Genomic DNA, 13,122 nt, shown 5'->3' with positions numbered 1-13,122 from the left:
GCCGCCGTCGCCCGTCCCGGGGCTACGGCGCCAGCAGCACCGGCGTCCGCGCCGGGACGTGGAGCCGGCCGTCCGGGCCCGGGTGCTCCACCGGCTCCCAGGAGGCCAGCACCCGTACGCCGTTGCGGCCCAGCGCGATGGTCGCGGGCCCGTCGGAGAGGTTCAGCACCACCCGTACGTCGCCGCGCCGGAAGGTCAGCCAGCGCCGCTCCTCGTCGTACGCCACGCGCACCGCGGCCAGGTCCGGGTCGCGCAGGTCCGGGTGGCTGCGCCGGAGCCCGACCAGGGTGCGGTACCAGGCCAGCAGGCGGGCGTGCGGGTCGCGCTCCGGCTCGGTCCAGTCCAGGCAGGACCGGTCCCGCGTGGCCGGGTCCTGCGGGTCCGGGATCTCCTCGGCCTGCCACCCGTGGGCCGCGAACTCCCGCCTGCGGCCCGTGCGGACCGCCTCCGCGAGCCCCGGGTCGGGGTGGTCGGTGAAGTACTGCCAGGGCGTGCCGGCCCCCCACTCCTCGCCCATGAACAGCATCGGCACGAACGGCCCGGTCAGCACCGCGGCCGCCGCGCACGCCAGCAGCCCGGGCGCGAGGGAGGCGGAGAGCCGGTCGCCGAGCGCCCGGTTGCCGATCTGGTCATGGGTCTGGCCGTAGCCGAGGAACCGGTGGGCGGGCGTGCGGCGCCGGTCCACGGGCCGGCCGTGGGTGCGGCCCCGGAAGGAGGACCAGGTGCCGTCGTGGAAGAAGGCCCGCGTCAGGGTCTTGGCCAGGGCGGCGAGCGGGGCCTCGGCGAAATCGGCGTAGTAGCCCTGGGACTCGCCGGTCAGGGCAGCGTGCAGGGCGTGGTGGAAGTCGTCGTTCCACTGGGCGTGCAGGCCCTGCCCGCCCGCGGCGCGCGGGGTCGTCGTCCCCGGGTCGCACCGGTCCGACTCGGCGATCAGGAACAGCGGGCGGCCGGACTCGGCGGCCAGCGCGTCCACCGCCGCCGACAGCTCCTCCAGGAAGGTCAGCGCCCGCTCGTCGGCCAGCGCGTGCACCGCATCGAGGCGCAGCCCGTCGATCCGGTAGTCGCGCAGCCAGGCGAGGGCGCTGCCCACGAGGTACGCGCGCACCTCGTCCGAGCCGGGGGCGTCCAGGTTCACCGCCGCGCCCCACGGGGTGTGGTGGGTGTCGGTGAAGTACGGGCCGAAGGCCGGCAGGTGGTTGCCCCAGGGGCCGAGGTGGTTGTGGACCACGTCCAGCACCACCCCCAGGCCCGCGGCGTGGGCGGCCTCCACGAACCGGGCGAGCCCGCCGGGGCCGCCGTACGGCTCGTGCACCGCCCACGGCGCGACGCCGTCGTACCCCCAGCCGTGCCGGCCGGGGAACGGGCAGACCGGCATCAGCTCCACGTGCGTGACCCCGAGCGAGACCAGGTGCGGCAGGCGGGCCGCGGCCGCGTCGAAGGTGCCCTCCGCGGTGAAGGTCCCGACGTGCAGCTCGTACAGGACCGCGTCCTGCAGCGGCACGCCGGGCGGGGGCGAGGGCGAGGCCGGCACCGTCGACTCCATGTCCACCACCGCCGAGAGCCCGGCCGGACCGTCCGGGAGCCGCCGGCCGCGCGGATCGGGCCGTACGGCCGGGTCGTCGCCCAGCCGGAAGCCGTAGCGGTCCCCGTCCGCGGCCGGGGCCTCGACGACCCACCAGCCCCCGCGGTCCGGATCGCGCGCCATCTCGTACGCGGTGTCGCCGAGCCGCAGCGCGACCCGGTCCGTCAGCGGTGCCCACACCTCGAACTGCACGGACGGTCCCCTCGTCAGCGGTGCTACCGGAACGTGTGCCTGGCCATGTGCTGCACCCCATCATCGCGCGATGGCCGGACCCGTTCTGGACACTCCGCCCCCGACGGGCCGACAATCACCCTGTGACGTCGAGTTTCAAGTTCTCCGCCTACCCCGTTCCCCGTCTCTCCGACGCCGAGCGGGACCGGGTGCTGGACCAGCTCCGCGAGGGTGCGGCCCTGGGCAAGATGTCCCATGACACCTTCGTGCGCCGGATGGAACTCGCCCTCGCCGCCCGCCGCTCCGAGGAACTCGCCGTCCTCACCGCCGATCTGGTCGAGCCGGAGCCCCAAGGGCGTTGGACCGGCCGCCTGTTCGGCTGGGTGGGCCGGGTCTCGGCCGTCTCCGCGGGTGTCCGGCGCGCCTGGACCCTGGAACGGCTCCCGAAGCTGCTGCTGCCGCACCCCGACGGCTCGGCCCTGCGGATCGGCCGCGACCCGGGCAACAGGCTCCGGCTCACCGACGAAACGGTCTCCCGGGTCCACGCCGAGCTCGTCATGCGGGACGGGAACTGGGTCCTGACCGACCTCGGCTCCTCCAACGGCACCACGGTCAACGGCCGCCGGGTGACCGGCTCGATCGTCGTCCGCGCCGGCGACCAAGTCGGCTTCGGCCGCACGGTCTTCCGCCTGTCGGCGCACTGACGCACCCGCACCCGCACGTGGGCGCCGGGGCCGGGACTCACCGGGCCCGCCGATCCGCATGCGGGGTCACCACCGGGATCACCGCAAAGCCAGGCAGTACGCATAGGCCCCTATGAACAGAAGCGCCAGGGAGAGCGTGATGTGGGCCAGCGCCACCGTGCCGGGGAGGAGCACCTTCCTCACGCGGTTGATCCCCGGACGGCCCTTTGCCTTCACCGCGATGCCCGGCGCGGCGAATGCCGCGGCGAAGGTGTGTCCGGCGATCCGTCCCAGTGCGATCGCGGCAAGTGCGGTGAAGACCGAGGCGAGAGCGTTCCCGCCCATGACCCCGACGTCGTACATCGTCTTCGACACCGCGTCGGCGAATTTCATTCCGGCTCCCGTCTTCTCGACGAGTTCGGATTGGACGAAGAGGGCACTCCTCAAGCTCAGTACGAGGCACACCACCGAAGCGACTTCTGCCGCCAGGGCACAGGCGGACAGTACGACAGCTTGTTTGACCTTCGGAGGGAGCGGACCCTTGTGGGCCTTCGCTTGGATCGGCGGCCGAGGAGGTACACGCTGAGGCTGCTGCACAGGCGGCCGGGGTGCATGTTCGTGTGGCGGCGAAGCAACGGTGCCGACGACGACGTGCGGCCTACCCGCTGGTTTGGCTGTGATCTCCGCGTCGACCTGGAGCGTGGTCTCACCCACGGGGCCCTTCAGGGCGATGCCTGCGCTCAGCTGCCCCGCTGGGGACGTGTCGAGCGAGACGTCCAGGCCGTCTGCCGTCTTCTCCACCCTGATGCGGTCGTCCTCGGGGGAGGCCTCGCAGTGCCTCGCCAGGGCAGGGCCCAGCAAGCGCACCTCTGTGTGGGGCGGAGGCGATCCCTCGGCCAGGCTGCCGAAGTCCAGCGCGGCCGGCTGGGGGCTGATTGCGACCTCGCGCAGGGCGGCGGCGGCTTCGTCGGCGACCCACTGGATTTCCGTGTTCACCATTTCCACAAGTGCCTGATGCGCACCCACCGCGTTCTCCAGGTCCGTACTCGTCATGCGGAAGCGGAGTTCCGAGATCGCCCCCCGCCGCGTGAAGACGTTCGGGCTGGAAATGGCTTCCTGGAGGTCCGGCGGCAGTTTGGCCGGCTTGATCCTCTTCCGGCCGCTGTGCGCCACGTACAGGTCGCCCTGGAGGTTGATGGTGCGGCTGGGCGTCTGACGCGGATTCTCCTGTCGAACCCGCTCGTAGACGTAGTCGTAGAGCTCGTTGAGTGACACCAGGCCGTCCTCGTCGCGGTCCGCCTCGCCCGTGGTGAGGCCGTTGACCAACGCGCCGGTGAAGACGGAGGGCCGCGGACTGTCGAACTGATCGCTCAAGTGGTTGCCCTCGAACGCGTACTCCATGGAGTTGGAGGCGGTGATCACCGCCCAGCCGCGGCCGCCACCGAGTTTGTCCGGCGAGAAGGCTTCGAGCACATGGACGTCCTCGCCCGCCCGCATGCTCATCCCCTGCGAGAAGGCACCCCCGTAGCAGCAGTCGAGGAAGAGCACGATGCTCTGCGCCCGACTGGAGGAGATGCGGTCGCGGACGAAATCCGCCGACACCGCCGTGGACGGCTTGCCCGGCACCGTGTCGGTCCCCGCGAAGAAGAGCTGCCCCGACTCGCTCTTCAGCCCGTGGCACGAGAAGTGCACGATGAGGGCGTCGCCGGGCCGCCGCTCGTCGAAGAAGTCGTCGAGTTTCCTGGCGATCACCCACGAGGGCTCGTTCCGGGCCACCTGGACGTCGAAATCGCCGATCTTCGGATTGGAGAGGACGGTGGCCAGCGCCAGGGCATCGGCCGCCGGCGACACCAACTTCTTGAGCCCCGGGTTCTCGTAGTCGTCGTTCGCGATGATCAGGGCATGGCGTGAGTCGTTCATGAGGCGGCCCCGTGCGTGGAATGCCGGTTGCCGAAGATCTCGATCGACTGGTTCACCTGGTCCGTGGACGCCTCGGAGATCTCCAGTACGTCGCCGTCCATCTCCAACCGGATCGTCGGGCGGCTCCGGCTGCGCCGCCACCAGTCGACGACGGCGTGGAGTACTTCCTTGAGGATCGCGACGGACGATCCGAGGTCGACGAGCAGGGCCCCGGCCTCGAAGGCCACCCCCCGCGCACCGGCGGGGTCATCGCCGCGCCGCACAGTGGTTACTTCGTCAACTTCCAATTGGAGCAAATCGTGCCGCAGGAGGCCGGCCAGCCTTTCCAGGTGCTCGGCTTCCGCTCCGTCTTCGGAAACGAATATCTGCAGCGAATTCACCGGCTCACCCCTCTCGGGGAAGGGGATCGGCGCTGGTAACTCCCAGTGTGGTCCCGCCCCTGGGCCACTGGCAACCATCGGCCGACCGCAGGTGATGATGGGGGTATGGATCACCTGCCAGTTGTGCGTCGGGCGCGGCCCGAGGACCTGCCGCGGCTCGTCGAGCTCATCCACGAGCACGTGGCGTACGAGAGGGCCGCGCCGCGGCCGGCGGATCTCGGGGAGCGGCTCGGGCCGCAGCTGTTCGCCGAAGGGGCGCGGCTGTGGGTGCTGCTGGCCGAGGGGCCGGACGGGGCGGTCGCCGGGTACGCCGCCTGCTCGGCCGAGTTCGCGTTCTGGGACGCCCGCCACTACCTCCACATGGACTGCCTCTACCTCGCCGAGGGCGCCCGCGGCCACGGACTCGGCGCCGCCCTGATGGAGGGCGTGGCCGCGCTCGCCCGCGAGCTCGGCATGGAGCAGGTCCAGTGGCAGACGCCCGACTGGAACGAGGGCGCGATCCGCTTCTACGACCGGATCGGGGCCGCCGGCCTGCCCAAGCGCCGGTACGCGCTGGCCGTGCGGCCTGCCGCGGCCGCCGCTACGGATTGAGCGGTCCGACCGCGAGCAGCCTCTCGTACGCGGCGAGGACCGTGCGGGACTGGTGCTCGACCTGGGTGGCCACCGGCACCCACCGGGCCTGGAACCGGGCCGCGAACTCCGTGCACCAGCCGGTGACGAGGCGGTCCAGACCCGGTGCGGCCGGATGGTCCTGCCCGCGCAGTACGCGCAGCAGCATCGCCGCGGCGCGCAGCGACAGCCGCCGCCCGAAGGCGTCGATGCTGGCGATGCGCGCCGCGGTGGCCTCGGCGGGGGCGCCGGGGCCGGTCCACTCGGCGGTGATCTGCGGGATCAGGCCGAGCGTCCAGTCGACGGCGCGCAGCAGCGGGGCGTCCGCCGGGCCCGCCTCCGCCGTGAAGGCGTCCGCCGGTGCGCCGCCGGCCACCTCCCGCCGCACGGCGGCGACGAGCGCTGCGTCCGCGGCGAGCCGGGCGGCCAGGAGCCGCAGCGCGCCCCGCGGGTCCGGGTGCGGGGCGGGGTCGTCCACCAGGTCGGAGGCCCACATGGGGACTTCGACGATGGCGGTGGTGCCGGCGTAGCGGTGGGTGCGGCACCAGGTGCTGAGCCGGGTGTCCTCCGGGTGGAAGGCCCCCGGCGCACCCGTCGCCGCCTCCTGCTCCGGCATCACGAAGATGCCCGGGCCGGGGGAGGGCCAGCCGGCCGCGTCCGAGGCCCCGGTCTCCACCGGGATGCGCAGCTCGGCGGCCGACTTGGCGAAGGGTTCGGCGAGGCCCGGTATGTCCCGGGTGAGCTGCACCCAGGACCCGCCGAGGTCGGTGCCGTGCAGGGAGACCTGGAGCACCGGGCGCAGCTCGTCGATGAGGGCGGTCAGCGCGAGCGTCTCGGGCGGCAGCCGGTCCGGGGGCAGTAAAGACGGCGCCCACTCGGGCTGTTCGGGGCCGGGCGGGCGGTAGAAGTTGCGGTGGTAGTCGAGCAGCGAGTGCGGGCGCGGGGTGCGGTGCAGGGCCGCCCCGTCGGGGTCGGCGCACAGCAGGAAGTGCCAGCCGCAGCCGGCGCGCGGCGCCCCGCCCTGCACGATGCGGCGGGCCAGGGTCAGCGCGGTGGCACCGCCGACGGGTTCGTTGGCGTGGGCTCCGGCGACGACGAGCACACCGCGGCCCTGGGGTTCGGCGCCGCCGGGGTCGACGGAGAGCAGCCAGAGCGGCTCCCCGGCCCGGGAGCTGCCGGCCCGGCGCAGGCGCGCCAGGTGCGGGTGCTCGTCCGCGAGGGCGCGGGCGGCGAGCGCGAGTTCGCGCGGTGTGGGGTAGCGCATGTCACGGAGGAGGGTCACGTCTGATGCAATGCCCGCCGCGCACGCCCCCTACTGCTCCGCACGCCCCGCACTTCCCGGAATCCGCTGACGGAGGGGGTGGTCGTGGCCAAAGTCGTTACTGGGGGTGGCGGGGCTGGGTGACCGGGGGCCGAGGCCGTCGGCCCGACGCGGGGACCCGCGGTCCTCCCCGGCCCGGTGCGCGTCTTCCCTCCCTGCCCCTTCCCGCTGTGCCGGATATGCGGCTCCGCCGGGTGGCCGGGGCTCCGCCCGCCCCCCTCCGCCCGCACGCAGGCGGGACTGGCACCCCGGGCGCTCCGCGCCGGGTGCGCTCCAGCGCCGCGCGGGCCGGTTGTGGTGCTGCGTTCCGGGGCCCGTTCGGCTCGGGTGGCGGTGGGGCTCAGGGGCCCCCGGTGCTTTGCGCCGGGTGCGCTCCAGCGTGGGGGTGCTGCGTTCCGGGGCCCGTTCGGCTCACTTGGCGGTGGGCTGAGGGGCCCCGGGTGTGTTGCGTCACGTGCGGCTCTGGCGTCGTGCGGGGCGGCTGGTGCAGCGTCCCGGGGCGCTGGTGGGCGGGGGTCAGGGCTCGGCGGGGGTGAGGGCTGCTACCGGCCAGGTCGACAGGAGGTCCGCGAGGGGGGCCTCGCCCTCGTACACGGTTGACGGGGCCGGCAGCAGGGGGGCCCACCGGCCCGGGGGCAGGGGCAGCACCGTGTCCCGCCAGCCGCCCGACCGGGCCAGCCGGAGCGAGAGGCGGGTGGCCCCCGCGACCAGGCCGCCCGGGCGGGCGAACGCCAGGCAGTGGCCGGCCGCCGGCCCCCGCGCCGCCAGCGCCGCGTACCCGCGGAACAGCAGGGGCCGGTCCCGGCGCAGCCGCAGCAGGGCCGCCGTCAGCGCGAGCTTCTCCTGCGCCACCCCCGCCGGCGCCGCCCCCGCGTCCAGCCGGGCCAGGGCCTCGTACGGGAAGCGGGCCGGGCGCCGGTTGTCCGGGTCCACCAGCGCCCGGTACTCGGTCTCCGCCCCCTGGTACACCTCCGGGACGCCCGGCATCGCCAGGTGCAGCAGGGCCATCCCCAGCACGTTGGCCCGGGCCGCCTGCGCCACCTCGGCCGGCAGCTCCCCCGACGGCGGGACGTGTTCCGCGACCGCGGCCTCGTACGCCGCGTCCTGCTCCGTCCAGCTGGTCCGCAGCGCCGCCTCCCGGACCGCCTTCAGCAGCGCCTCCCCGATCCGCCCGTCGCGGTCCGGCACGTCGTCCCCGAGCCCGAACGCCGTCTGCCGCGCCACCCAGGCCAGCTGCGGGTCCGCCCCGGCGGGCTGCTGCCGCGCCCCGTCCATCAGGGACGGCGCCTGCGACAGCGCCGCGATGCGGGCGCGGACGTCCGCGCTGCGCTTGGTGTCGTGCGTGGTGAGCACCGTCCCGGTGCCGGGCCAGTCCCGCTCCAGCGCCGCGCAGTACGCGTGGAACTCCTCCGGGGCCACCGCCGGGCACCCCGGGTCCCCGCCCACCTCGGTGGCCGACAGCAGCGGCGCGTACCGGTAGAAGGCGCGGTCCTCCAGCGACTTGGCGCGCAGCGCCGCCGACGTCTGCGCGAAGCGCGCCGCGAAGGCCGGATCCCCGCGCACCAGGTCCCGTACGCCCTCCACCGCCTCCGCACCGGCCCGCCGGGCCGCCTCCGCCAGGGCCTGCGGGTCCGGCCCGCCGTCGCCCGGGTACGGCCGGTACACCGGATAGGCGATCAGCAGCTCCCGCACCGCCGGGGCGAGCCGCGGGCCGGCCGCCCGCTCCAGGCGGCCCAGTTCGGCGGCCAGGTCGCCGGTCAGCACCTCCTCGGCGCAGGCCCGGGCGGTGCTCGGCCAGTCGTCCGGCAGGCCGGTGGACTCCCGGTAGCGGCGGGCCAGTTCGGCGGCGCCCGCCGGGTCGGTGAAGACCCCGTCCACCTGCCGCAGCGCGTCGTACCCGGTGGTCCCGGCCACCGGCCAGTGCGACGGCAGCCGCTCCCGCCGGGCCAGGATCTTCTCGACCACCACCCAGCAGGCGTCCCCCACGGCCGCCCGCAGCCGCCGCAGGTAGCCCTCCGGGTCCGCGAGCCCGTCGACGTGGTCGATCCGCAGCCCGGCGGCCACCCCGTCGCGCACCAGCTCCAGCACCTTCGCGTGCGTGGCCGCGAACACCCCGGGGTCCTCCACCCGGACCCCGATCAGGTGCGCGATGGTGAAGAAGCGGCGGTAGTTGAGCTCGGTGCGGGCCAGGCGCCACCAGGCCGGCCGGTACCACTGCGCGGCGAGCAGCTCCGGCAGGGCCAGCCCCGCGGTGCCCGCGCGCAGCGGGAACTCCCACCCGCCGTGGCGCAGCACGTCCCCGTCGACCGTGCACTGCGCCGGGTCCAGCGGCTCGGCGAGCACCGGCAGCAGCAGCCGCCCGCCGCCCGCCTCCCAGTCGATGTCGAACCAGCGTGCGTATGGCGAGTGCGGCCCCTCCCGCAGCACCTCCCACAGCGGCCGGTTCAGCCGCAGCGGGGACGGCACCGCCATGTGGTTCGGCACGATGTCCAGCACCAGCCCGAGCCCGCGGGCCCGGGCGGCGGCGGCCAGCGACCGCAGTCCGGCCTCGCCGCCCAGCTCGGCCCGGACCCGGGTGTGGTCGGTGACGTCGTAGCCGTGGTCCGAGCCGGGCACCGCCTCCAGCACGGGCGACAGGTGCAGGTGCGACACGCCGAGCGCGGCCAGGTGCGGCAGGGCCCGCTCGGCCTCGGCGAACGGGAACTGCGGGCCCAGCTGGAGGCGGTACGTCGAGGTCGGGGTCGTGGGGCGCGTCGGGGCGGGTGTCGGGGTCGGGGCGGAGGGGCGCGTCGAGGTGGGTGTCGCGGGAGTGACAGCTGTCAGAACATCGGATTCCGTTGTGAAGTGCGTATGACGCCGGCTCATGAGAACGTACGTACCCACCTTGCCCGATTCCGTGCCATGACCCAATGCATCCGGGTGACTGCACTGCGTTAGCGTTGATCGAGTGGTTGGAACCGTCAGCACCTATCGACACGTCATCGCCCTGACCGGGCCCCTACTCCCGCTCTACTCGTTCCTCGCCCGACTGCCCGTCGCGATGTCCCAGTTCGGGAGCGTGCTGCTGGTGGCCGAGACCAGCGGCTCGCTCGCCACCGCCGGCATCGTCGGCGGCACCCTGTCCGCCGGGCAGGTCCTCTGCGGGCCGGTGCTGGGCCGCCTCGCCGACCGGCGCGGGCAGCGGCCCGTGGTCCTGGCGGCCGCCGCGGTCAACGCCGTGGCCACCGCCGCGCTCGTCGCGGGCGCCCTCGGGGGCCTGCCGACCGCGCCGCTCGCCGCGCTCGGGGCCGTCACCGGCGCCTCCGTCCCGCTGATCGGGCCCCTGGCGCGGACCCGGTCCGTGGCCCTGGCCCACCGGGCGGGGGCCGGGGAGGGCGTGGTCGGCGCCGTCCACTCGCTCGAAGGCACCCTCGACGAGGTCTCGTTCGTCTTCGGCCCCGCCCTGGTCGGCCTCGCGGCGCTGGTCGCCCACCCCGCGCTCGCGCTCGGCCTGGCCGCCGCCCTCGTCGCCGTCTTCGGCTCCGCCTTCGCCCTGCACCCGACGGCCGCCGTCACGGCCGGGAGCCCGGCGGGGGCCGCAGAACCCGGGGCCCCCGGGCGGGCCGCCGGCCGGGCCGCCCGGAGGCGCGCCGCGGCCCCCGGCAGCCGCGGGGCCCGGGCGGCGCACCCGCGCGTCGTGTACGCCGTCCGGGGCTCCCTCTTCCTCCAAGGCGCCATGTTCGGCGCCTGCCAGGCCGGTATCGCCGCCCTCACCGCTCGTTTGGGCGTACCCGGCCAGGCGGGCATCGTCTACGCCGCCATGGGCGTCGTCAGCGCCGCCGTCGGCCTCGCGCTCGGCGCCCTGCCCGCCCGGTTCGGGCTGCGGCTGCGCTGGCGGGTGGCCACCGCCGCCGCGCTCGTGCTCTCCGCGCCCCTGCTGCTCACGCACGCCCTGGCCCCGCTGTACGCGGTCGTCACCGTGCTCGGCGCCGCCTACGCGCCCCACCTGATCACCGCGTTCGCCCTCACCGAGCGGGCCGTGGCCCCGGCCCGCCTCGCCGAGGCCATGGCCTTCGCGGCCAGCTCCCTCGTCGCCGGCCAGGCCACCGCGCTCGCCGCCTCCGGGCGGCTCGCCGAGGCGTACGGGCCCACCGGGGCCTTCGCGGTCGCCGTCGGGGCGGCCGCCTCGGCCCTGCTGCTGGCGCTCGCCACGCGGGTCCCGGCCGCCCGCCCGCACGCGCCCGCCCTCCGGCCCGCGGCCGCCCCCGCGCCCGACCCGGCACCCGAACCCCGGGTCTTCATCCCGAAGCAGCAGACGGCCTCGCCCGGCTCCCGCTACGCCGGCCGCTGAAGCACCACCAGCGACCGCCCCGTCAGCGCCACCCGGTCCCCGGCCGAGAACTGCGGCCCGGTGCCGGGTGGCAGCACGTCCGGGCGCGCGGTGTCCACGACGAGGCGCCACCGGTCCCCGTGCCCGGCCGGGATCGTGAACTCCTGCGGATCGGGGTCCGCGTTGAACATCAGCAGGAACGAGTCGTCCGTGATCCGCTCCCCGCGCGGGCCCGGCTCGCTGATCGCCTCGCCGTTGAGGAACACCGTCAGGGCCCGCGCGTGCTGCGCCTGCCAGTCGCGGGCGCGCATCGGCTCTCCGTACGGGGTGAACCAGGCGATGTCGGAGAGCTCGTCGTGGGTGCCCTCGACCGGCCGCCCGTGGAAGAACCGGCGCCTGCGGAACACCGGGTGGTCGCGCCGCAGCCAGACCATCCGCCGGGTGAACTCCAGCAGCGAGGGCGCCGGCTTGCCGGGCTCCGGCCACTGCACCCAGGCCAGTTCGTTGTCCTGGCAGTAGGCGTTGTTGTTGCCGCCCTGCGTGCGGGCGAACTCGTCGCCGTGGCTGAGCATCGGCACGCCCTGCGACAGCATCAGGGTGGCGGTGAAGTTGCGCATCTGGCGCTCGCGCAACTGCAGGACCTCGGGGTCCTCCGTGGGGCCCTCGACCCCGCAGTTCCAGGAGCGGTTGTGGGTCTCGCCGTCCCGGTTGCCCTCGCGGTTGGCCTCGTTGTGCTTCTCGTTGTACGAGACGAGGTCGTGGAGGGTGAAACCGTCGTGGCAGGTGGTGAAGTTGATGGACGCGAGCGGCCGCCGGCCGTCGTCCTGGTAGAGGTCCGAGGAACCGGTCAGCCGGCTCGCGAAGTCGGCCAGGGTGCGCGGCTGCCCGCGCCACAGGTCCCGCACGGTGTCGCGGTACTTGCCGTTCCACTCGGTCCACAGCGGCGGGAAGTTCCCCACCTGGTAGCCGCCCTCGCCCAGGTCCCAGGGCTCGGCGATCAGCTTCACCTGGCTGACGACCGGGTCCTGCTGGACGAGGTCGAAGAACGACGAGAGCCGGTCGACCTCGTGGAACTGCCGGGCCAGCGTGGCCGCCAGGTCGAAGCGGAATCCGTCCACGTGCATCTCGGTGACCCAGTAGCGCAGCGAGTCCATGATGAGCTGGAGCACGTGGGGGGAGCGCATCAGCAGCGAGTTCCCGGTCCCGGTGGTGTCCATGTAGTGCCGGGGGTCCTCCGCCAGCCGGTAGTACGAGGCGTTGTCGAGCCCGCGGAACGACAGCGTCGGACCCAGGTGGTTGCCCTCGGCCGTGTGGTTGTAGACCACGTCGAGGATCACCTCGATCCCGGCCTCGTGCAGGGCCCGGACCGCCGACTTGAACTCCAGCACCTGCTGCCCGCGGTCGCCGGAGGCGTAGCCGTTGTGGGGGGCGAAGAAGCCGATCGTGTTGTAGCCCCAGTAGTTGGTCAGCCCGTCGTTCACCAGCCGGTGGTCGTGCACGTACTGGTGGACCGGCATCAGCTCCAGTGCCGTCACCCCGAGCCGGGTGAGGTGCGCGATGACGGCGGGGTGCGCCAGGGCCCCGTAAGTGCCGCGGAGCTCCTCCGGGAGCTCGGGGTGGCGCATGGTCAGCCCCTTGACGTGGGCCTCGTACAGCACCGTGCGGTGGTACTCGTGGCGCGGCGGGCGGTCGTTGGCCCAGTCGAAGTACGGGTTGACCACGACCGAGCTCATCGTGTGGGGGGCGGAGTCGAGGTCGTTGCGCGAATCGGGCCGGCCGAAGTGGTAGCCGTACACCTCCTCGCCCCAGGCGATGTTCCCGGCGATCGCCCGCGCGTACGGGTCCAGCAGCAGCTTGGCCGCGTTGCAGCGCCGGCCGCGCTCGGGCTCGTACGGTCCGTGGACGCGGAAGCCGTAGCGCTGGCCCGGCATGACGCCGGGCAGGTAGGCGTGCCGGACGAAGGCGTCGGTCTCGCGCAGCTCGACCGCCGTCTCCGAGCCGTCGTCGTGCAGCAGGCACAGCTCGATGCGCCGCGCCGCCTCGGAGTAGACCGCGAAATTGGTGCCGGCGCCGTCGTACGTGGCTCCCAGCGGATACGCCTGTCCCGGCCAGACCTGCATGGAGGACGACTCTTCCCTTCGCTGTCG

Annotated in this window: 9 protein-coding genes; 3 read left to right on the top strand and 6 right to left on the bottom strand. The window is 74.3% G+C overall.

The genetic code is table 11. The features are described from left to right. Positions 1 to 22: 22 nt before the first annotated feature. Entirely contained in the window at positions 23 to 1,774 is a 1,752-nt protein-coding gene (treZ, locus tag AB0953_RS21990; RefSeq protein WP_366861205.1) for a malto-oligosyltrehalose trehalohydrolase, read from the bottom strand. A gap of 122 nt (positions 1,775 to 1,896) precedes the next feature. Between treZ and AB0953_RS21985 the strand changes: the two genes are divergently transcribed. Next, entirely contained in the window at positions 1,897 to 2,457 is a 561-nt protein-coding gene (locus AB0953_RS21985; protein ID WP_366861204.1) for a DUF1707 and FHA domain-containing protein, read from the top strand. 78 nt (positions 2,458 to 2,535) lie between these two features. On the opposite strand, the gene AB0953_RS21980 is transcribed toward AB0953_RS21985, so the two are convergent. Together AB0953_RS21980 and AB0953_RS21975 are read right to left on the bottom strand one after the other, a co-directional pair. Continuing rightward, on the bottom strand, positions 2,536 to 4,356 hold the full coding sequence (locus tag AB0953_RS21980) for a caspase family protein (protein ID WP_366861203.1): 1,821 nt from the start codon (positions 4,354 to 4,356) through the stop codon (positions 2,536 to 2,538). Continuing rightward, positions 4,353 to 4,736 carry a hypothetical protein gene (locus AB0953_RS21975; RefSeq protein WP_366861202.1) on the bottom strand — a complete coding sequence of 128 codons (384 nt, stop codon included), beginning with the start codon at positions 4,734 to 4,736 and terminating at the stop codon, positions 4,353 to 4,355. The genes AB0953_RS21980 and AB0953_RS21975 overlap by 4 nt, the downstream gene beginning before the upstream one ends. 105 nt (positions 4,737 to 4,841) lie before the next feature. Here AB0953_RS21975 and AB0953_RS21970 point away from each other — a divergent pair, with 105 nt between their 5' ends. Continuing rightward, complete coding sequence (locus tag AB0953_RS21970) at positions 4,842 to 5,327, top strand: GNAT family N-acetyltransferase (protein ID WP_366861201.1); 486 nt, start codon at positions 4,842 to 4,844, stop codon at positions 5,325 to 5,327. Here AB0953_RS21970 and AB0953_RS21965 read toward each other — a convergent pair. Together AB0953_RS21965 and treY are read right to left on the bottom strand one after the other, a co-directional pair. Further along, positions 5,317 to 6,627 carry a M14 family zinc carboxypeptidase gene (locus AB0953_RS21965; RefSeq protein ID WP_366861200.1) on the bottom strand — a complete coding sequence of 437 codons (1,311 nt, stop codon included), beginning with the start codon at positions 6,625 to 6,627 and terminating at the stop codon, positions 5,317 to 5,319. The two genes, AB0953_RS21970 and AB0953_RS21965, sit on opposite strands and share 11 nt — an antisense overlap. Positions 6,628 to 7,182: 555 nt before the next feature. Beyond that, positions 7,183 to 9,531, bottom strand: a complete 2,349-nt coding sequence (gene treY, locus AB0953_RS21960; RefSeq protein WP_366861199.1) for a malto-oligosyltrehalose synthase — start codon at positions 9,529 to 9,531, stop codon at positions 7,183 to 7,185. Positions 9,532 to 9,613: 82 nt separating this feature from the next. On the opposite strand from treY, the gene AB0953_RS21955 reads away from it, so the two are divergent. Then, the gene (locus AB0953_RS21955) at positions 9,614 to 10,996 is read left to right on the top strand and encodes an MFS transporter (RefSeq protein WP_366861198.1); all 1,383 of its coding nucleotides are present in this window, start codon (positions 9,614 to 9,616) and stop codon (positions 10,994 to 10,996) included. Here the strand turns inward: AB0953_RS21955 and glgX are convergent. Further along, positions 10,981 to 13,095, bottom strand: coding sequence for a glycogen debranching protein GlgX (gene glgX / locus AB0953_RS21950; protein ID WP_366861197.1), 2,115 nt, complete (start codon positions 13,093 to 13,095; stop codon positions 10,981 to 10,983). The genes AB0953_RS21955 and glgX overlap by 16 nt on opposite strands. Between the last annotated feature and the right edge of the window lie 27 nt (positions 13,096 to 13,122).

Origin of the sequence: Streptomyces sp. NPDC046866, assembly GCF_040704625.1 — a bacterium.
Lineage (GTDB): Bacteria > Actinomycetota > Actinomycetes > Streptomycetales > Streptomycetaceae > Streptomyces.
This window is presented reverse-complemented; position numbering and strand designations above follow the sequence as displayed.

Excerpts from the sequence above, each read along its gene's own strand:
- treY (WP_366861199.1), bottom strand. The coding sequence starts at position 9,531 with ATGAGCCGGCGTCATACGCACTTCACAACGGAATCCGATGTTCTGACA.
- AB0953_RS21970 (WP_366861201.1), top strand. The coding sequence starts at position 4,842 with ATGGATCACCTGCCAGTTGTGCGTCGGGCGCGGCCCGAGGACCTGCCG.
- glgX (WP_366861197.1), bottom strand. The coding sequence starts at position 13,095 with ATGCAGGTCTGGCCGGGACAGGCGTATCCGCTGGGAGCCACGTACGAC.
- AB0953_RS21980 (WP_366861203.1), bottom strand. The coding sequence starts at position 4,356 with ATGAACGACTCACGCCATGCCCTGATCATCGCGAACGACGACTACGAG.